The organism is Rhizobacter sp. P2_G4 (genome assembly GCF_056403575.1).
On sequence record NZ_JBFUFG010000013.1, the window covers coordinates 137,444 to 157,703 of the forward strand.

Below are 20,260 nucleotides of genomic sequence, written 5' to 3' on the forward strand. Positions count from 1 at the left end.
GGCCCCGCGGCCCCACGACGCGCGCAAGCGGTCAAGGCTCGAAGACGACCGCAGGTCGCAAGCGCTTCGCAGCGAAGCGCGGAGGCCTTGACGGCGAGCACGTCGTGGCCCCCTCGGGCCTCACAGCAATCCCATCCACCCACCCTCCCCTCGTGATTTCAGCCGGCACGCCGGCCTGGCCGTGTTGCGTGAGGGACGGCCGCCCGACAGGGCGAGACCGGCAGGGGCTCGACGCGCAGCGCAACGGCCCGGCCCCGCGCGAGCGGGGACACGCCCGACAACCCGCGGTGGACGTCGGGCAAATCAGTTCGCAAGCGATTCAATCGCCGTCACGACCACGCTTTTTTCCGACTTGGCCCGCCACCGCGATCACGAGGCTCCGATCCACGCGCGAAGAAGCTCGACCTCGGTTCGTTCCAGAACTCTTTGCTCACGCTCGCACAGGAAAAGAACCTGGTTGAAAAGCCGAGCCGCCAACGTCGGGCCATCGTCGGCGCCCTGGCCGAACGAGTGCCCGTTCATCTGCATGCCGCGGACCAGGAAAGTGACATCGCGGGGACGAACCCGCAGACCGCCGGTCTCGAAGCACTCGCGGCAGACCGCCTGGACCGTGACGGCCAGCTTGAACTCCTGCCGGCCCACCACGCGGACCAGCGCGGCCAGCACCGCCTGCAGGTCACGGGGTGCCAGCATGGGCGCGTTTGTCAGCGTGCAGACCTCCCTGAGCAGCGGGAAGATCTGTTCCGCACCGAACCATGGCGATTCCGCCTCCTGCTCCGGCAGGGCCCCTTCCAGCTCATGCCGGCTCGGATCCAGGACCCGCCCACCGGATCCACTCACCCACAACAGGCGAGACAGGCGCAGGGCCCGGAAGAACGCCTTGAACGCACCCAGGCCGTTCCAGTTCTCCAGCACCTCCGGGTATTCAGCCCGCAGGCGGGATGCCAGTTGAGCCGCATTGACCGGCAAGGGTGACTCATCGACCAGGGCCCACAGGCGCCCCGCGATGTCGACCAGCTCCTCGTGCGTTGCCAGTCTCGCGCTCACCTTGGGGACCGGTTCTGCCTTGGAGTTCACAGGCACCACAGCCGCAGACTTCGGTTCCGCAGGCGCTGGCTTCCCCTCGGACGGGAGCGCGCTTTTCGCACCGTCGCCCACATCGTGCTGTTCGGCCGACCCAGGCGAACTGGCCCGGCCAATCCCCAGCGCCTCGCGGAGAAACACACGCTCGTCGATGAGCAGGTCGGCCGATGCCTGGTACGCCGCCGAAGGGAACCCGATCGCGAGCACCGTGGTGCGCCTGTCGAAGCGACGCAGCTTGCGAAGCACCGGTGTGAAGTCGGCATCCGCCGAGAACACGATGAACTCGTCATAGCGTGTCTCGTGCTGCAGCAGATCGACGACATCGAGCACCATGTGGATGTCCGTGCTGGTCTTTCCCTGGCTTGTCACCGGCGGGCAGTCGACGATCTCGAACCCGGCGCGCAGGAACGCATGCCGGTAGTTCTGGTACCAGTTGGGGTTGAGGTAGCAGCGGCGCACGAGCAGGCGGCGACGACCGTTTTCCTCGTGGGGTTCCGGCAGGGCGAGGGACTCCGTCAACCAGCCGATCCAATCCAACGGGTGGCGTGCAAATCGCTCGGCCGCCTCGGGCTGCACGAGGCGCAACTGCGAATAGACGTTGTCGAAGTCGACAAAGAGTGCGCTCTTCATGTCTCTACCTGCTCCCGATCGGCAAGGATTGCCTTCCGGACGATGGAAGGGTCACGCATCTCACTTCCACGAGCCAACATAGCGCTTGGAAGCCAGGTGCGCCTTTGGCCCGAGACCTTTGGATTGAGAGAAGAAGCGATCTTGTGCGAAGTAGATTTCCCACTCGCCATTGCGAAGGAAACCGAGTTGGCCGACGTTTGCTTTGGGCAAGAGGCTGTGCAAGCATGCGATGTGCTCGCACTCTTCGCCGCGCTTGTAGAAATACCTGACTGGTGGAAAGAGCAAGACAAAGGGTGGACGTACGCCTTGGAAGACGGACTGTGCGTATGTGATGGCCTGCCAGGCGGCTCGTACCGATTTGTTTGACTCATCGCTAAGCTGCTTGATTTCGAGCGGAATCTTCGCGGCAGGGAAACCTCGCTCCACCAAGTGTTCCTTCGCGCAAAGCATGAAGTCGACGGCTACCGTGACGTTTTCAATGATGTGGACGCCTTGAACTTCTTCTTCAATCTCGAAGTCTCGCGCCAAACGAACTCGCAGCGCGGCTTTTACTGCTGGCTCATCTTTGCCAACGAGCTGTGCTATGAAAGATGGTGGGGTGAGCCGCATATTATGCTATGCCTAACGTTTTAGATGAGCGGCATGAACCGGCTTGCCGAGTCATGTAGTCTCGAATGAAGGGTAGGTCGTCACTTCTGTGCCTCACTGTCGGGCCAAGTTGGGGTTGGTAGTGGCCATACCTTTCCCCTGCCTATTGCCTCTGCAGACTTCGTACGAGTTGCATCGTCGTCCTTGTATGAGATCGCGGCGAGCGCTCCTCCGGTCAACCGGCGTGCGATGTGATTCGGCAAAGGGTACTTCATGGGCATGGGGATCGTTGGGCACTCGATCCAGACGTTGAGCAAACTCACTACAGGCATGATGGCGAAGTGACGAGGATCGTTTCTGCTTTCGTACCGCAGACTCAGAGATAGCGCATGCGAATACTCGACTTCAAGCTCGTAGAGATGCCCATCCAGTTTGACTTTGCAGGCGCTCAACAAGAAGACGACGCAAAAGACAAAGTCGCGGAAACTTGCACTTTCTCTACCGAACTTATGCCCTTGAACGTCTGCGAGCTTGAACACCGTCTTTAGCTCGGCCAGAAGTTCCTCAAGTGTTCCAAGGCCTTTGAAAACGGGTCGCTTGAAGTCTCTGTCGGTTCGGTACTTGCGGCAGTCACGGTCAAATGCTTCTGCCGCCTCGCGCACGCTGTCAAGAACAATGCCGCGATCCTTCGCGTCGGGATGCGCCAAGAAGTCACCGAGCTCCCTAAAGATGCTTCCCTTCTGTGTGTAGTCACGCGCCAAGACTATGAAGAGGGCGACATCATCTTGATCGAAGCTTCGACCAAGAAATGAGTGATGGAACTGAACAAGCTTGTGCTTGCTGTACTCATTCATCGAAGTGGTATGGGTTGGCGTGCGCGCGGCTTGTGACGGCTAAACGTTTGAGATGAGAGGCTTGACCCGGCTTGCCGGGGCGAGTCCTCTCGATGGAAGGGTTGGGCGTCACTTTACTAAAGTAGGTTCGCAATTTGTGCGTCGCTGAGGAAGACAGTGTTCTGTGGCTTCTTGACGCGCCAAACTTTCGCTAGTGCAACTCGCTCCTGGTTGATTGAAAACCTACTCGAATACAAGAGCTCGGTGTGAAAGATGTTGCAGATCGGGACTCGGCCCTGAAGTAGTCGCACTGCCGACTTGAGCGCCGCGCTTGAAATCTGGTTTGTCACATTCCAGTTTTGCGAAGTGCTGCGCTTTAACTGCCTCATGGCGGTGTTATCTGATCCACCTGTATCGGTAGTTGCTTCCCAAGATTCCGCCGTGGCCACAAGCGCGACAAACGAGAAGTCAGAGGCGATTGGGTACAAGGCAGCAGCTCTAAGGAAGTCTTTGATGAGATCGCGCCTTCGATTTCCTGCGTTTGCCGCATCGGATCGCCGCCACCATTTCAACTCAGTTCCGCCCATGAGTACGACGTTTGTCCCGTTCCCAACGCGAGAGATCATCAGATCGACGGGGGCATCAGTCCATCCGTTGGGGACTACTTCTCGATCAATGATCCATGCTTGACGAGCTTTCGCTCCTGCCGCTGCTGCAGCAACCACAAGCGAATCTCGCAGGGTAATTTCTCCAAGCCCCTGGATAGACGATGTCGCAAGTCCGTGTGCTGCGTTGGAGATCAGAATGTTTCCGATTCCCGCGGCAAGCGCCTTGATCTCAGCTTCTGTCATTTTCGTAGGTAGTGATCAGTGACGCCCAACGGGAAGTAGACGACCAGATGTCGCCGTATGAAGCGAGATTATTCCCGTCCTGAACAATGAGTTCCCAACCATCTACGAGTTGGCTCGGTTCTTCAATGCTTCAACGTTCGATGTCGCGGGCCGAGTCCTTCTCTATCCCGGGTGAGAGAGACACGGGTTTGACACGAAGCCTGACCGGTTGTGCAACATCGCGGCCGTGGCGTTGTGCGACTCCCCTCAGGTAGGCAGACTCCCGGAAAAATTTGACGATCTCCTTCGCCAATGCCTTGTCCGCGGAGTCCTCCGACAAACTCAGCGCCTGCGCAATGTGCGCCCACGCCTCGGCCGCACTGTCGCGACTCTCCTGAAATCTGGGGCCTGCCTTGCCGGGCGCTTCGCCCTCGCTCAGACGGCCTTCTGTCTTCGCCTTCACACGCCAGATCGGATCGTAGCGCCGCGTCGCCCCGCGCGTGGCCTGCCGCGTCGCTTCTGCCTCGACGCCCCATCCTCGCAACTTCTCGGCGAACGTTTCGCGCCAGCGATGGAGATCCGACTTGCGCGGATTGAGTCGTTGGCCAGTCCTCGACTCGGCCTTCACGCTCAGGTGCACGTGAGGGTTGGCCTGGTGCTGGTGGAGCACCATCACATAGCGATGCGCCGCAAGCTCGGCCTGCGCGAACTCGCGCGCCGCCTTCCGCACGATCTCCGCGTCGGTGCCGGCCGGCATCGACAGCATGATGTTGTAGGCCTCGCGCCGGTGCCCCACTTCCTCGATCCTTGCACCACTGCGCCGCCACTGCTCGGCGATATCGAGGACAGCCTCCTTGCCATCGCGCACCACGCCGCGGTCATCTTCGATACCGAGCTTTCCGTTCTTGCTGATGTACCGGAAGTGCGCGGCGATCGCGCCCATCCCGCGACCGCCGCCCGTCACCTTGACCATCACCTGCGGCACTCGCCTCGACACATGCGCCACGATGCGGCGCCGGATCGTCTCAGCCTGGCGGCTCGACCCTGCGTTAAGCCGGGGCGTCGGCGCCGGCTTCACGATGCGATTGGACGGAAAGAAGAGCCTATCTCCCCACTGAACGAGCACGCCGTCGATGTGCGCACGCGAGTTCATCGGCGGCCTCTGGCGGCTCGTACCTGCGCGATCAGGTCGGACGCCATGTCGAGATGCCGGCGGACATCCTCGACCAGGGACTGGGCGCGATCTCGATAGCCTTGAACCTGTGGGGACGGGCCCAAGCGCAGCAAGCGCATCAGGGCATTGAGGTCGGTTCCGATCGCGGCGAGCTGGTCTGTAGAAGACCGAAGCGCAGCGATGGCGTCCGAATGATCGCGAGGCAACGCAGGCGGAGGCACCCCGTCAATCAAACCCGCAACGTAGGCACCTTGCGGCACGTTGGCGCCACGAGCGCGGCGCTTCAATAGCAAGGCAGAGCCTGTTGGCAGTCGCAACGTCACCTTCACCAAAGGCTCGACGCCACGCGCGACCATGGCCTGGCCTGGCATTGCGTCGGGTCCAGGCTCCAGCAACCCCGTCAACGCCCTTCGCACGACGGCTGAGGTGCTCAGCCCTTGCGATGCTGCGAGCGCCTGCAGTGGCTCGCGCATGCCGCGCATGTCGATGGTCAGTCGATCGCGTGAGCCAGACGCCACGTCGCGCTCCAGGAGAGATTGATATGCCTGAATCTACGGGCCGGACAAGTGCACCGTGCTGCTGGATCTGCGCGGAAATTCAGCGGCGGCCACGAACCGCGGCCTGGACACAGGTGGCAGGAGTTCCTGCGATCTAAGGAATCTCCTTCTCTGCCTTGAGGCGAATCGAAATCCCTGCGCCCGTGGGAAGCAGCCTCACCTTCATGGCTCGAATGTCGATCGACTCGACACGACCCGGCGCCGCCGAGGCACCCTCCGCATCGAGCATCGCAATGACCGTCGTACGAACCACCGCGGGCCCTCGTCTTGCCGCGAGCGGCGGCATGAGCATGCAGCCTGGGACCGATCCCCCGGAGATCGATCGTCACCCGCTCGCGTGGAGGCTGAATCACGATTCCCTTGCGATGTCGTCTTCAGCCACGGCGCACGCAGGATGAAGAGTGCCCGCGTGATCAGTGCGCGGTGACGGGACGCGCTTCACTCCAGGCTTCCACATCCGAACGCCGCCATGCCACAGCACGGGGCCCGAGTCGGACAGGGCGAGGGAACTGCTCGTCCGCAATCAGTCGGTAGAGCGTGGAGCGGCTGAGTCCCGTGACGTGCATGACTACCGGCAGACGCAGGAGCACCGCGACAACGTCACCAGGAGCTGGCGATTGCCGAACCTGACTGATCGCAGCGAGCGCATCGGGTGGTTGAGCCATGTGACCTCCGTGTTGCCAGCTTGATGCTGCACCCGCCGGGAGTCATTTCGCGCGACGATTCAGGGCCAGAAATCATCGAGCAGAACAAACTCGGGAGCGTCGAAGCTGACAGGTGCCCGTCAACTCTAGGACCAGAAGCGGTCGAATCGCGCGATGAATTCCGGCGGAATTTGAGCACCGGGCCTGTGCCTCGCAGCAAAGACGGAGATCTGAAGCCGAGCCCGCCGCCAGCAATGGTCGCGGGCTTTTCTTATTCCGCTTTCGCGCGGCGTGCTAGCAGTCCCTAAGCAGCCTTGCGCAGCGACTCGACGATGTCCGCCGCGGATGTCTTGGTGAGCGTCCTCAGCGCGGCAATGGCCGGCAAGTGCTTGGCCCGCGGCCGAACTTTGCCGTCTTCCCACACGTGGATCGACTGGTCCGATGCGCCGAGCAGGAGACCGCAGTCCGCCGCAGACAGGTTGAGTCGCTTGCGATGTGACGCCAGGCCTTTGGCACTGAAGCGCAGGTTTTGCGCCGAGTCATCCAACGCGACAGCCGGCACGTTCTTGGCAGTCGACTTGTTCAGCTGACGAAGTTTTGCTTCCAGCTCTTTTGCACGCCGCTTGAGTTCGGCGATGTCGGCGCGATGAGCACTCACCGCCTTCTTGAGCGCTGTAGCTTCGTTTCGGATCTCCTTGCGAGCAACGCGAGAGATTTCGGCTTTCAGAACGGATGCGATATTGGGCATGCGGAGATTGTGCCGTCAACGGCCGACCCGATGATTCGCGGTTTCACTCACTGGCTCACGGGCCAGAGCGAGAACGATACCGGCGCCGAACGACGGCTCTCACGGCACGCGAACTGCTCGTATCGACCCAGAGCAGACCGTCGGCTGCCGGGGAAGCGGTCTTAGCGCCGTGCGCGCCGCGGTCCGCAAGCCTATTATTGGGACCGGGCGTCCTCGCTGCCGTCACCAGTGCACGCCAGGTCTACCTCGGCCAGCATCGAAGAGAAGGTGGCCCGCGAGCGGAGAAGTCGTTCGATGGTTGCCGATTTTGTAAGTTGCGGTCGTCTCGCTGAGCGCACAGGATTCGTTGCGGGCGTTTGTATGCTCCGGTGATAGGTAGTTGCCGTAGACCCAGCGCAGTTGCGACCGATCTGCTGTGAAAGTCTTCATCTCGGCGCTGTTCATTGCGTGTCGCAAGTCGTCGACCGAGTTCCCGTCCCGTGCCTCGTAACCCACATGGACGATACCAGGGCAATCGTCGGGCAATTGCTCCTCTGCTTTCGCCACAAGTGATCTGAAGTGACGAGCCTTGCGCTTTGCCGCACTGGTTGACGCGCTGAGCCAACTCACAACGCTCGCCCGACTCATCGCGGTTGCATGAAGCGGGCGCTGAGGTGCAGGGGTCCAATCTGCGGCAACGCTGTGATCGACGTTCGGTACATACGTGCCGACCAGCAACTCCACCATGCGACTGGAGCCGAAGAAGACATCGTCGTGTTCCAAGACCGTTCTCGCGAGTCGCCAGTCGACACGCCGCACTTGGCCTCGGCTCAACGAGTCGCTCCAATTGTTGCGTCGAGGATCCCCGAGGAAGTCTTCCGCGCGCTCCGCAAGGTAGCTATCCCCGACCTCCAAAAGCTCAACCTGGTAAACCGCCTCCACTACCAGAGAACAGTTCTGCGAACGGCATAGATCGTGCACGCGTTTCGCAACTCTCAGGCCATGATCGTACTCGGCGGCCTCATAGCCGGATCGGTTCACCCGTTTGCACTCCACTGCCCAGCGGCGTCGACCGGACGAAACCATGAGGTCGTGGGTCTTGGCCACGCCAGGTCGCTCCGGCACGAACTCTACTGCGTTCCATGAACGGCATTTATAGGCGCCGGCGACAAGCAACTCAAAGAGGCCGTCGTCCGGCTGACTTCTGCCGCCGTTCATCAGTTTGGAGATGCGATCTGCGATGCCAGAAACCGTCTTCAACTCCGGCAAGAGTTGCCCTAGCCGCCGAAAGATCGGGGCGATGCGAAACGCTTCCGGTTCGAACCAGTCCCGCCGAGCGGCAGCGTAGGCATTTGCCTGAAACGCATACCAGGCGATTGCATCATTGGGATCGAAGAGGGGGCGCCGCTCACCCGCCACCCACGCTTGCCTGGCGGCATCAAATGTCTGGAGTGCTTTGTCCATCCGGCGCGCCCAGTCGCCACTGTCTGCAAATGAAGTGAGCCACTCGATGGCTGACAAAATGGTTTCGTCACGCCAATCTTGGCCTTTGCGCTGCGCGATCCAGAATGGATCTGTTCCGGTCACCGTGTCATCTCCAATTCCGGTTTGCCCACTTGCTTCCAGTGGCGTCAGATAAGGTCCGTCCGACTTCGTCGGCGGGACAGGCTGTAGGCTGTCAGCGACCTTCGAATTCCTGCCTCTTGACCCCACGGAGAACCGCAGCCGCTGGTTTGGTCCGTTGCAGGACCCGCTTGGTCCCGTCGTAACCCAACCAACGAGGACCTGCCGTAGTGCGGAGGTGCTCTGACTTCCACTCCAGTTCAGCCACCTCGGCTGACGTCGGTTCCGTGCCGTAGATGATTTCAGCGGCTTGCCTCACGAGGTCGTCAAAGCCGCTTGAGTACCCACCGAGGGAATAGATGTCGTCCTGGCTGACTGCATCGACCTCAAGGACGATCTCGCATTGAGTCCCACGGTACCGTCCGGCGCCCTCGGAGAAACCGCTGATAACGTGCTTGTGATGGTCGAGCGCGTCCAGGAATTCGCGCGTCTTGTATAGCTTCCACAGGTTCACAATCACCCCATTGGGCGGGGCTTTGATCGATAGGACAACCCCTTGCCAACCGTCCGGCGGCACTCCCCCCTTGAATGCTTTGGCAACGTCGGAGTCGAGAGTCCACGAGGATATCCTCTCCGGAAGGAAGTCCTTTGCAATGAGATCCCAGACGCTGGCCTTTTGAAGGGCCAATTGGCGGAAGCAGGCGGAAGGGGCGGAACGGTACTCGTCGGGCAGACCGGCGCACAGTGCCTTGAGCTTTTCCCCCCGCTTCTTGATCTGCTTCGAATCACCACCTCGCTGCCAGTCACTGATGGCTTGAAGGAGATCTGGTGTAAAGGGAGTCGTCGACATAGGCGAAGTAAATTTAGGGTTGCAGGATTTTGGACCAGGGAGCAGGGTTCGCGGGACCGGCTATGCCTGCAAGGTCGATCGGCCGGTTTCGAGCGCGGAGGTGGCGGTCTGCTCTTGGCCGACTCCGGCTGTCCGAACATGAGCGGTGCCGGTGCTTCGAGCCGCCCGATGGCCTCCACCCTCAGAATGAGCTTTTCGGCGTGAGTACGAACCATTTGAGGCTCGCATCCGCGGCGCGACTACCGCCTGCGCAGCGCTGTGCTTAGCCAGACCAGAAATGTAGGCCTTGATATCCGCTTGAGTCCGGCGCGAACCTCGTCCATCGCGCTTTCCAGAGAGGTGACCAAATCAGCACGCGTCCCTTCACTGACCTGCAGCGCTGTTGTCAGAGGACTCAGCACTCCTTCCACGTCAAACCAAGGAAGCATCTCGACGGAAGCTGCTGGCGAGGTCGTCGTCGCAGTGAGTTCATAGTCGACATATGAAGACAGCCTCGACACCAACAGACCGAGAACGCAGGTAACCAGGAGAATTGAGCTGAACATTTCGAAGGCAACTATCCCCCGGGCGTAGTTGCATAGGGGGCCAAAGTCATTCAAGCCAATTGTTCCGAGGCTGATGTACAACGCTCGGCCTGCGCTCATGTCGGCGAACATGCCGGGCCGTAGCAGGTACCACCGCCCAAACGCAAGCACCACCGCTACCATCATCAACAGAGCCAGCAGCAACCCGGCGGACCGGCTCGGAAACAAGCGGCGCACCCACCTCCTGCGTTCGATGAAAGTCTTGTCATCACTGCGCAACGCGGAGAGCGCCAAAACGAAGGCGAGGTAGCAGTCGACGACACCAATCACAACCCATGCAAGCCAGCCCTTCCACGCCGCAGGATCCTCTGACGGCCAAAATGCGGCAAGTGCCAAGGAGACCGCTAGCAGGCCAGCACCCACGAGAGGTACGTCAATGAAAAGTTGCTTTCCCGACATCGCGCAAGCTCCCCAACCGGAGGTCCCAGCGTGCCCATGATGGCGAGATGATGATCGCTGGTCAACAGACGTCGACACCCGATCTGCTTCTCCATGAGCTGCAACGCACCTCATGCTGAACCGATCTGGCATACCCAGCAAGACCAGTGAGCCAAACCTATCCTCAATACTGTGGATGCGAATCGAATTGCGTTTCGATTCTTGGATCATCACTGCTGTCCTCAAGGTCGTATGGCACCGGTGTTGAAAGCAGCACGTTAATCCCCCATAGGGGTGATCACCCCCGTTGGCCGGCCGTCGCAGGAGGGATTTTCGGAAGCCGCCGCCGCAGGAAGAATTGCTTCATCAACGAGGGAGGAAGCAATGCTCGACAACGAATGGATCTGCAGAGCCACAGCGCAAGTGCTGCGGTACGCGACCGACATGCATCGCGACGATGCCTCGGCACTCGCCGAGGACCTGCAGCGGTCCTGGCCCAGGCTACCGCCGGCCGATGCGGTGAGGTTCTTCTTTCAGCCGTTGCAGCCTCAAAGTCCAAGCGGAACCATTGAACTGACCTAGATCGCACGGACAGCCACTCATCTCACCGGCGGGTGCTGGCCGTGCTCATCTGGGTGGCCGCTTGAGACTGCGTTCTGCCGTCGGGGACAAGAGTTGAACGACTGCAAGGACTGAAAGCGGTCACGCGCCACTCCGCCAGCCCGATGACCGCTGCTCCCTCTAGACCGGTGACTCGTACTTTGGGGAGCACGCGGCAGCTCTCGACCGACTCCTTCCGCGGGACGAAGGCCCGATCGCGACCTATTCTGTTGAAAAACTCGCCGATCACTCTTTGAGGTAGCTTTTGGTTGTGCTTCAACCCCTGGCGAAGCCGTGATCGTCGATCCTGGATCGATCTGAGAGGTCAACTGTCGCCGTTCGAACGACGCTCGTGCCTCGAACCGAGTTTTTCAACAGAATAGACCCAATGCGGAAATTGAAGTGTCCCCAGGGGACGACCTCAGCGCAAACATGCAAGGGGTTGGAACTCTGATCGAAAACCGCTCCGTCGGCCAATCGAAGTTGGAGCGAGGATCGTTGGCGCCGGCACGTCGCGCTCCGTCTCGACATGCCTCAGCAGCGCTGTACGCGCATCCCTAACTTGAACGAACCGCGTATGACGGCGCTGTGTTACACATCAGTTGCAGGGTCGAGACGAGGTCGCAATGCATCGGCCGACCCGGAAGACGAATGCCACGGCGTATCGATCGTGCGCCGCGCCGAGGGAATCCGACCAGCCGTCTGAGGACCACTTGCAGTGGGCTTGGCCCGGCTCAATGCAGCTGACTCGAGTGGGGAGGATGGCGTGAATTCAAAAGGTGACGGCCTTCATGGGGCGCTGCCGCTCCAACGTCGTGGCTTGCTTCGCGTCGCGCTCGCCGCTGCAGTTTCCGGTCCAGTTGCCGGGTGCGTCACCTGGCCAGGCGGAGGCATTGCAAGGGATCCCTCGTACCGCCGCTGGCCACGATACGTACTTCGTCGCGAAGTCGACGACCTCTACCTCGAACTCATCGCCATTGGCTACGAGGAGACGCGGTTCTTGTCCCAGCGTTGCATCCGAAAGGTCAAGGGACGTACCGATCACAGACTCGTCTTCAGCTTGCCGCCCCAACACTATGCAGAGCGCGCAATTGCGAACGATGGGAAACCGCTGCTGGTCATTCCGGAAGCTGTTCTTTCCGATATTGACTTGATGCCAAGTGCCGGCAGCGAGATCGTTCTGGTCGATTCCAGAGACCGTGTTCACCTGCAACTGAAGGACCTCCTGGACTGGTCTGCCGCCCGGATGGTGCTGCCAGACCTGTCCGCTTCTGCTCCGCGCTACGAGCTGACTGTTCCTCGGCCTTTCGGGGAGGTGACGCGGATCGAGATTCCATGGGGATTGGAACTCACTCCACTCAAGCGATCCGATGCCAATCTCGCGAGTGCAGATCTTCAATGGGAGACCAATGTCATTCCTCGATCTCACGATGGGTGGACCGAGATCTGGACAGCCTCACTGAGCGACGAAGCGACGGGCAGAACAAGCGCAAGCTTTGAGGTCTTCAGCGCACGCAACTTCAAGCGCGAAGGTCAGACAGGCTCAGTCGCGGACGGCAGTCTGGTCGTCTCATACTCGGACGTACCAGGAACGACCCTGCCCGACGCCAATGGGCGTGTGACGGCGATACGCTCGCTTGATCGCCTGGACATAACTACAAGCCTATCGCGCAGATTTCCGTACACCGGCAAGCCAGGTGTTGCACCTGTTGAGTCCGCCCTCATCCACTACAAGTCACAGGCAACCAGAACAGATACATGCAGCGCAGCTTGCTACGCAGATGGTCGGTCGATTTCTGTGACCCAGTTCCAAGTCAGCGCACGTGGCGGGTGGCTTGAGCTCGATAGCACTTGGAAACCGTTTCCGGGCTGCGCACTGACAGGTTGGACCCACTCAGCAAGCCTGGGCAGGGACCACAAGGTTGAGATCGTTGACGCAGGATTCCTCTTCCCATGGGGCACCCCAGCAGAGTTAGTTACCTTGACTGAGAGAGTATTCCTGCTCGATGAGTCCGGACACTTCGTTGCTCCGGCGTACAAGCAGACGTTTATTCAGATTCCGCAGCCGAATCAAATCCGGATCGATCACCCGGAATCAGTTTTCGAATCGTTCTCGATCACGACGGTTCGCACTCCGCCCTTAGATCTGCCTCCTGCTGAGACGGATCCGGGCGTGTATCGGAACTACGACTACTTCGTTCCCACCGTAGGGAGCCAGCCGTTCGAGTTTGAGCATGTCGGCGCGGATTGGTCCGGTGAGAAGCACACGTCACGCATGCCCGCGATCTTTGTGAGCAACAAGGCGCTGGCAGCCAACGGACTCATTTGGGAGAGAAACTCCGGCTGGACCTATTCTCAAGGCCAGTCCCCATGTTCCCCGGCGGGAGGATCGCCCCGCAAGAACCAGATCCCGAAGACCGGCGACGGCCTGCGGGTCCTCGACAAGCTGTGGAATCTAGAGGCGTTCCGCTTCGCCAAGTACGGCTCCGCTTCGATCGCAGTGGCACGAGGTAACAGCAAGGGAGAGACGGCGCAGAAGGTCGATTGGGTCGAATGGGTACGAGGACCCGTTCCTAAACTTACAGCGGAGGGGATAGCTCCCCTCCCATTCGTGCCTCGGGCGCGTACGCTGAAATTCCAGACGCCCAGCATGTCTCAGCTGGGTGGAGAAGCGAAATGGATCATCGGAACATTCCGGAATACGAGGACAACCTCGTGTCCCTTCCTTGACCCTGAGCCGACGTCTCCAGACGACCTTTACACGGCGAACATCCCGCTCCGCACCGGAGTTGCAACTGCGCCGTACCTCTATTCACTTGAAGCCCGAGACCTGATAACCGTGCCAGGGAGCGCAGTCCCAGAGACGCCGGCTGCAAAAGCGAGTCGCATCAGGCGCCTTTACTTCGGGATGGCGGGATTCAACAAGCTACCGGTCGATCTCTTCCTCAACGTAGACAACGAAGTCCAGTTTGGGACGACAACGTCCTCCGAGGGGACGGGCGGACTCTCCGTCCCTGATACACACATCGGCTCGATCACACGCGGCTTTGGTCCGGTTGGCGATGCGGCGTTCAATGTTGGCCGCTGGGAGGGCTACGACCAGAAAAAGAAGAACTCTCTTCTGTCGGCGGGACGTCGGTTGGACTATGCGGCGTACCGTGCTGCCCATCGCTCTCAGATCGACATTGAACCTTTCGACGACAGTAGCAACGTCCAAGACCTGAGACGCGCGACCGATGCTGCGGACTCACTCATGGGGTTTCCAACCCAAACTAGCGTGGCGATCGCAAGCGTTCGCACCCGTTCGGCAACCTCGTTCGCGAAGCTTGGCGAAATGTTCGGTGCGGATGCGCAGCTTCTCCCCGGGCTAACCTTTGCCAAATTGCTAGAAAACATTCTTGTCGACGATGCCCCTGAGGAGGGGCCGGACACCCCGAGGCTTGCTCAGCGTCGAGCCACCGCGACCCCCATGAAGTGGTCGTATCAAGTCGTCGGCCTCGAATCCCTAATGCGCGCCATCGGTTCTGCGCCACAGCAAATCTCTCCGAAGCAACTTATTGAAGCAGCCAAGGGAGCACAGAACGAGCAAGTGTCTATCCCGCTGAAAGTGGGCCTCGAAGCAAAGCTCGACTGGGTCAACACCGCTTTCGAAGAAGTCGACCTTGGCGCAGTCAAGTTCACACCTGGTCCAAACGCGACATTGACGCTCAACGCTCGCGCCGCCATGGACTTTGGCGCCGACGGCTTGCCACTCGAACTCTCCAACATCAAGCTCGACCCATCCCGAGCAACCCTTTCTTCCATGGCTCGCATGGAAGATTTCAGCGTCCTGGTCTTCAAAGCGATCGAGATCAGCTTTCGCCGCGTTTCATTTGAAATGTCTGCGGATGGAAGAAAGCAGTTCGATACCGACATTGCCGACGTTCAGCTCACTGGCTCACTGGCCTTTATCAACCAGCTGTCCAACATTCTCGGAGGCCTCGGAAACCAATACGGGATCGAGACAAAGATCTCTCCTGCCAACGTCAAGATCTCTCAAACGCTTCACTTCCCACCGGGCGGAGGTCAGCCCCTCTTCATCGGTCCCGCAATGGTGACAAATCTGTCGTTGTCATGGGGTCTGATGATTCCTCTTTCTGGTCGGGACGTCCTGAGTGCAAGTTTTGCGCTGAGCTCGCGAGAACAGCCACTCACAATCTACGTTCCTCCTTGGTACGGCGGGCGAGCCTATTTGTACATGGAGGTCACAACGCGCGGCATGCGCATGCTCGAGTTCTCAATGGAGTATGGCGCGTACGTCCCGATCGAATGGAGTATCGCGAAGGGACACGCTGGGTTGATGGCGGGCATCTACTACTCCGTCCAGTATTCCCCATCGGGTGGCATCGTTGTCCTCCGCGCATTCGTCAAAGCGTTCGCAAACCTATCCGTTGCAGGCCTCATCCACTTCTGCGGATTGATACTGATCACGTTGGAAAAGGAGGAGGGAAGCGGGAACAGCCTTGTCGGAACGACAACGGTCCGGGTCTCGATAAAGATCGCGTTCGTGCGGTACTCCTACTCCTTCTCAGCAACTCAACGCGAGAAGCAATCGGGCGGTGGCCAGTCCATGTTGGCATCTGCTGGCCTGAGCAGAGCTGAGGAAATGGAGCAGGCTCCCTCCCATGCCCCATTCGATGGCTCGTTCTCGGCCGATCGGTTTGACGCCTTCCGTCGGGTTGTGGCTGGCTACGTCTGAGGAGTTTGGCTGTGAAAGCGAACTACACAATTATTTGCCTTCCGCTCGGGCGCGCGACACGGGCCGCGGATTCGCCGCCTCTTAGTTTCCCCATCAAGCTAGTCTCGAAGCTTTCACTACCCCCCAGCGATTCGCCGGGCAATGACTTTCTCAACGCGGTGGTCGATCAGCATCCCTTGCTTTCCGAATCTCGCAGGTCGACATTGCGGGCCGTCGTTTGGACATACGAGGAGTGGAAGAACGGGCAGGCGGGTGAGCGAAGGGCCGTTGCGAATCTCAATCTTGTGAAGGACGACAAGGTGTCCTCGGACAGTCAGCGCCGAGCGCTCAAAAGATTAATGGGTTTGGGGCAAGTCGCATCTACGTCTCAGCCCACGAGGCACTCACCCGATTTTGACAAGCTGAAGAGTGATCACTTTGTCGACGTCAACGAGGCGATGGACAATATCCGCAGCTTGACCCAAGCGCTGGTGAAGATCGGAACGCCACAACCCTTCAGGAAATTCACTACATCAAAGGAAGGCGAAGTTCCTTCTACGCAAACCGTTGAAACGCTTGTAGGCGCTCTCGAACTCGGTTCGTCCAAGTGGCTCAACGGTTGTGTGCAAGCCGTTGTAAATGGACTTTTCCTCGGAGATAGCGAAGAGAACCTAACGGAACTGCAGAGCGCCTCGCTTGAAGTATCACAAGCCATGAAGGCGAGGCCGGCCATCGCAAGGGCATTAACCAAACTGAATCGCAGGCATCGGCCGGATGACCAGCGTCTGATGGCAGATGCCGCCCATCAAGGCCCCACGCCAGGCGATCTGAACGTAGTGCTTCAGTCGTGTCTGAAGAACGAGCTTCTGAGCCGCACCTGCGGATTCGTCACAACATGGCGAGCATTTGCGGACAGRCCCTTGCCGCAGGCCGTCCCACTTGTCGTTGAACTGAACGCCTCAGATCTCTTTGCTGGGCCAACAACCACCATCGAGAAGGTTCAGCCCACCGCATTCTTCGTCGGGCCATTTGTTCACCCGGCGTCGTACTCAGACATCGTTTCCGGCACTCTGAGAACCGGTGTCCTCGCGGCGTTGACAGAAGTGAAAGGCACGCAGAGAACACCGAGATATCGCGCTTCGTCCATCAATTCCGAACAGCAGATCACCAAGCAGCTGTTGGTTCAAGGCGGCAATAGCCTGGGACGCGCGGACGGGCAACCAGGGCGCGGAGCCTTTGACAAGTTTCGTGACGAGGTCGATCGTCGTGGTCCGGACCAACTGAAGCATGATCGACACGGATTCGCCTCGCCCGACACCTCCGGGGTCATCTTCTCCGCACCAGTAGAAGACCTTGTCACCCCAGACGCGCTGAAGGCAGAGAGTCCGGAAGAGAGAAGCAGAAAGCTTCCTTGCGTTTTCCTGGAGGACGTTTGGATCGGTTATCGACTCGATCTACGAAATCACAAGCACCAAGGTTTCACAAGCACCCATCGGATTCGCCAACGCGTAGTGTTGGCCGACGGATCCTCCTATGAGGGAGATATGGAGGATTTCGTCGACAGAGAACAACCGGATGACGATAGTCGTGGCTATTCGAGCACCGACTTGACCGTTTACAACGGGTTCACGAAAGGTCAAACCCAGGACTACCTGATAGCGATGGGAAATGACCCCTCCGAATTGACTCCCGCGCCCAACCACTTCTACACACTATCCGCAGTTGGCTACGGCAAGACCGAAGCACTTCGTTTCGGCGAAGAATACGAATACCAGCTTCGCACCGTCCTCGTCGGCGGATGCAGTACCGCATGCGACGAGCTTGGGACCGGTGAAGAGAGGTACAGACAAAGCTTTCCGTTCTTTCGAAGCGACTCACTCAAGGCCGGCGTTGTCATCGGGAGGTCGGGCACCAATACGAATGCCGCAGGAGAGCAAGAACAGATTGTGGTGAGCAAGGCCAGTCCGAAGGTCGAGTTCACCATCATCCCTGCGCCAATTGACGTGGAGTCAGCGAGGTATCAGGCGCTTCTATTTCATGATCTATCAGAACCCACACAACACAAGCAAAGGCGGATCATTCGAGATGTAGGCAGAGCGCTCCCCAAACCTCCATCAGACGTCGATTACTTTTGCGACCCGGATGTCTACGGAGTGTCCTTCCGTGTCAGCATTCTCAACGGTGCGGAGCCGACGAAAAGTGCGGAGAGCATCGAAGTTGACGGCGCGGTGTGCACTCGGGTGCAACATCTCATGCTGCCTCCGATTGCTGAGTACTACGGCAAGCCTGGCGACTGGGAGCACTTTCGCCCAATCGTCTTCACCGTTGTAGCTCGCAACGAGGGCGCTCCAAAACTATCGAAGAAGGGCCTGTTTCGAGGCTGCCAGCACATCGAACTCGAGCTTCCTCCTGCGTGCCACGCGCGCCTGTCGCTACTGCCCTTGTTCGACGTCGAGCTGCTCCAAAGACACGCTTCGATGATGGCGTCAAGTTCGCAGTACGTGACCAAGGCCTCAGTGGCTCAGATCCTCGTCCCAACTCTGGCCGATCAAGTTATTCAGGCAGTCCATGCCGTTCCAGTTCCGCGTTACGTCCCTTCAGTTCGGCACAGAACAGGCGGTGGCGCCTATACGCCTAGCATGACGCGACCTGGCATCGCATCCAAACGTACGTCGCAACCCGATGTTGCCCTTCTCTCCGGCAGCATTGAGGTGGACGCGCCTTCGACCAAGGAAGTTTGGCTTGAAGCCACCTGGTCAGACATCGTCGATTCCGCATCGGAATACGGATTCACTCTACAAACAGGAGTTGCGTCCACCAAGCGCAGAAACGTCGTCTTCCAGCCTGAGGAGCCGGAACCTCCGAACCCCAGAGCGCTTGCGGACTTAGCGCGAAGGCCTAAGTGGATCGAGGAGATCAATCGGACCTTCACTTCGCAGTGCGTTGAATCGAAGATCCTTCTCGCGCCAGACACGTCTTCGCAGAGCGTTGTGAAACTCGAGGAGCTTGGCCTACCAGATTCGCGCCGGCGAATGGTCTCCGTTGAAGCCGTTGGCACCAGTCGTTTTGGGGATGACGGCGGCTCTAGCTTTGAGCAGAGGCGTCGATCGCCAGCAATTGCATTCGACGTTCCTAGCGCGACGGCTTTGAGTGCGCCGAAGGTGGCATACGCCGTTCCTCTAAAACACGTTCCCCAGCAGGAAGGAGAGCGCTCCCCGGAAGCCGCCACCTTCGCGATGCGCATCTATCTGCACGGTCCCGCATTCGAGTCGGGACCGGGTGAGCGCATCGCAATCGCTTGCGTTGGCGACCGCCCGCAGCCCGCGGGGCCAAGCTTTGAAGTTCCCAAGCACGTCACTCAGTGGGGAGAGGACCCCATCGAACGAGCAAAGCTTGCTGTGACGCGACGCATGCCTGTGGCCAGCGACTTCTCGACTTTGCAATCGGCCTCCACAGTCGCCTCCCGCTTGAACTCAACTCTGTATCCCGCGCAAGTCCTTGGAGGATCCGCACCGGTTCTATACAGGGACAACGCTCTGCTTCCCGAGCGCATCGCGGACACGCGGCGAGTCGGCCTGGCAAGCTTTGCACTTCGATTCGATCGGAAGAGACGGCTTTGGTACTTCGATGTCGCAGTCGACAGCCAGTTCTTCGGCTGGTGTGGACTGGCCCTGTACCGGCATCAACCGCATTCTGTGCCAGGATTCGAACTCTCGAGTACAGCCGCTTGGGTATATGCATCGGTCCTCTATGAGGAGCCGGTCGTCTGGACCGAGCGACTTGGCGCACTGCAGGTGACCGTCGGTCCGGTTTACGACATTCATGCTTCCTTCGAGCTCGAGAGCCTTCAGTACGTAGAAGGCGTCAGTGTCAACCTGGAAGTTGCACCGCGCAGACCCATTCCTATGCGTGTCGTTCGCATTGGGCGAGCCAGGTACTTTGAGGGCGTAGTCGACGGGAAGAACGGCGCAATCAATTTGGTGAAGTTGAGATTCGGCCAGCCAATGCAGTCACGATCGATTCGAGGCAAGTGAGGGCAAGCCAATGAATTCAAGATCTCTTGCCGGCAGGGCCGCGATCGTGATCACTGCGCTGCTTCTCAATGTCGGCGGATTACATGCCGCCTGCGTCAGCCCGCTTTCGAACCCAGCGTCGACCGATCCTGATAATTGGCAGGATCTGCTGGCGCTAGAGCCAGTCACTTCGAATCCCGAAGTGGAATTGGTCCAACGCATTCGAGCGGGGTCAAGCACGAGCATCAATCTCGACTTCTACAGCTACACCTACAAGCGGCATCCGACAAAGGACATCAAGGCAGCGTTCCGAGACATCCGGCAGAGGTTTCGCATCTACGCAAGAGGGTCGTCTGGGGATTCGCCTCAGCACTTTCTGCCGTACAGAAAAGGGCCCTCGATCGAAGAAGAGACCTATCGAAAGAATGACGTGCTCTGGCGATCCTCAGATCCTCAGGGTGCGCTGATGACCTTCGTCCTGGCCAGCCA

General features: G+C 59.4%; 15 protein-coding genes. 4 read left to right on the top strand and 11 right to left on the bottom strand.

Annotated elements, in window-relative coordinates; translation table 11 throughout:
* Positions 1–369: 369 nt before the first annotated feature.
* The 11 genes from AC1DYS_RS28920 to AC1DYS_RS28970 form a co-directional block, all read right to left on the bottom strand.
* Positions 370–1,713, bottom strand: coding sequence for an NYN domain-containing protein (locus AC1DYS_RS28920; RefSeq protein WP_477904989.1), 1,344 nt, complete (start codon positions 1,711–1,713; stop codon positions 370–372).
* Positions 1,714–1,773: 60 nt separating this feature from the next.
* Positions 1,774–2,322, bottom strand: a complete 549-nt coding sequence (locus tag AC1DYS_RS28925) for a hypothetical protein (RefSeq protein WP_477904990.1) — start codon at positions 2,320–2,322, stop codon at positions 1,774–1,776.
* An 80-nt stretch (positions 2,323–2,402) separates the two neighbouring features.
* Positions 2,403–3,155, bottom strand: a complete 753-nt coding sequence (locus AC1DYS_RS28930; RefSeq protein ID WP_477904991.1) for a hypothetical protein — start codon at positions 3,153–3,155, stop codon at positions 2,403–2,405.
* Between the two features lie 116 nt (positions 3,156–3,271).
* The gene (locus AC1DYS_RS28935; protein WP_477904992.1) at positions 3,272–3,985 is read right to left on the bottom strand and encodes a hypothetical protein; all 714 of its coding nucleotides are present in this window, start codon (positions 3,983–3,985) and stop codon (positions 3,272–3,274) included.
* Between the two features lie 130 nt (positions 3,986–4,115).
* Positions 4,116–5,117 (bottom strand): relaxase/mobilization nuclease domain-containing protein, encoded by a 1,002-nt coding sequence (locus tag AC1DYS_RS28940; RefSeq protein ID WP_477904993.1) that lies wholly within the window; start codon positions 5,115–5,117, stop codon positions 4,116–4,118.
* The gene (locus AC1DYS_RS28945; protein ID WP_477904994.1) at positions 5,114–5,620 is read right to left on the bottom strand and encodes a hypothetical protein; all 507 of its coding nucleotides are present in this window, start codon (positions 5,618–5,620) and stop codon (positions 5,114–5,116) included. Before AC1DYS_RS28945 ends, AC1DYS_RS28940 begins: the two co-directional genes overlap by 4 nt.
* 488 nt (positions 5,621–6,108) lie before the next feature.
* On the bottom strand, positions 6,109–6,360 hold the full coding sequence (locus tag AC1DYS_RS28950) for a helix-turn-helix transcriptional regulator (protein ID WP_477904995.1): 252 nt from the start codon (positions 6,358–6,360) through the stop codon (positions 6,109–6,111).
* Between the two features lie 283 nt (positions 6,361–6,643).
* Positions 6,644–6,997: a helix-turn-helix domain-containing protein gene (locus AC1DYS_RS28955; protein WP_477904996.1), complete on the bottom strand. Its 354-nt coding sequence runs from the start codon at positions 6,995–6,997 to the stop codon at positions 6,644–6,646.
* Positions 6,998–7,309: 312 nt separating this feature from the next.
* A complete protein-coding gene (locus AC1DYS_RS28960; RefSeq protein WP_477904997.1) occupies positions 7,310–8,653 on the bottom strand; it encodes a hypothetical protein in 1,344 nt (447 codons plus the stop codon).
* A 91-nt stretch (positions 8,654–8,744) separates the two neighbouring features.
* Complete coding sequence (locus tag AC1DYS_RS28965) at positions 8,745–9,479, bottom strand: hypothetical protein (protein ID WP_477904998.1); 735 nt, start codon at positions 9,477–9,479, stop codon at positions 8,745–8,747.
* A 239-nt stretch (positions 9,480–9,718) separates the two neighbouring features.
* The gene (locus tag AC1DYS_RS28970; protein ID WP_477904999.1) at positions 9,719–10,462 is read right to left on the bottom strand and encodes a hypothetical protein; all 744 of its coding nucleotides are present in this window, start codon (positions 10,460–10,462) and stop codon (positions 9,719–9,721) included.
* A 363-nt stretch (positions 10,463–10,825) separates the two neighbouring features.
* On the opposite strand from AC1DYS_RS28970, the gene AC1DYS_RS28975 reads away from it, so the two are divergent.
* The 4 genes from AC1DYS_RS28975 to AC1DYS_RS28990 form a co-directional block, all read left to right on the top strand.
* The gene (locus tag AC1DYS_RS28975) at positions 10,826–11,023 is read left to right on the top strand and encodes a hypothetical protein (protein WP_477905000.1); all 198 of its coding nucleotides are present in this window, start codon (positions 10,826–10,828) and stop codon (positions 11,021–11,023) included.
* Positions 11,024–11,807: 784 nt separating this feature from the next.
* Positions 11,808–15,779, top strand: coding sequence for a hypothetical protein (locus AC1DYS_RS28980; RefSeq protein ID WP_477905001.1), 3,972 nt, complete (start codon positions 11,808–11,810; stop codon positions 15,777–15,779).
* Positions 15,780–15,790: 11 nt separating this feature from the next.
* On the top strand, positions 15,791–19,792 hold the full coding sequence (locus tag AC1DYS_RS28985) for a hypothetical protein (RefSeq protein WP_477905002.1): 4,002 nt from the start codon (positions 15,791–15,793) through the stop codon (positions 19,790–19,792).
* A gap of 10 nt (positions 19,793–19,802) precedes the next feature.
* A partial coding sequence (locus AC1DYS_RS28990; protein WP_477905003.1) for a hypothetical protein occupies positions 19,803–20,260 on the top strand: 458 nt, incomplete at its 3' end.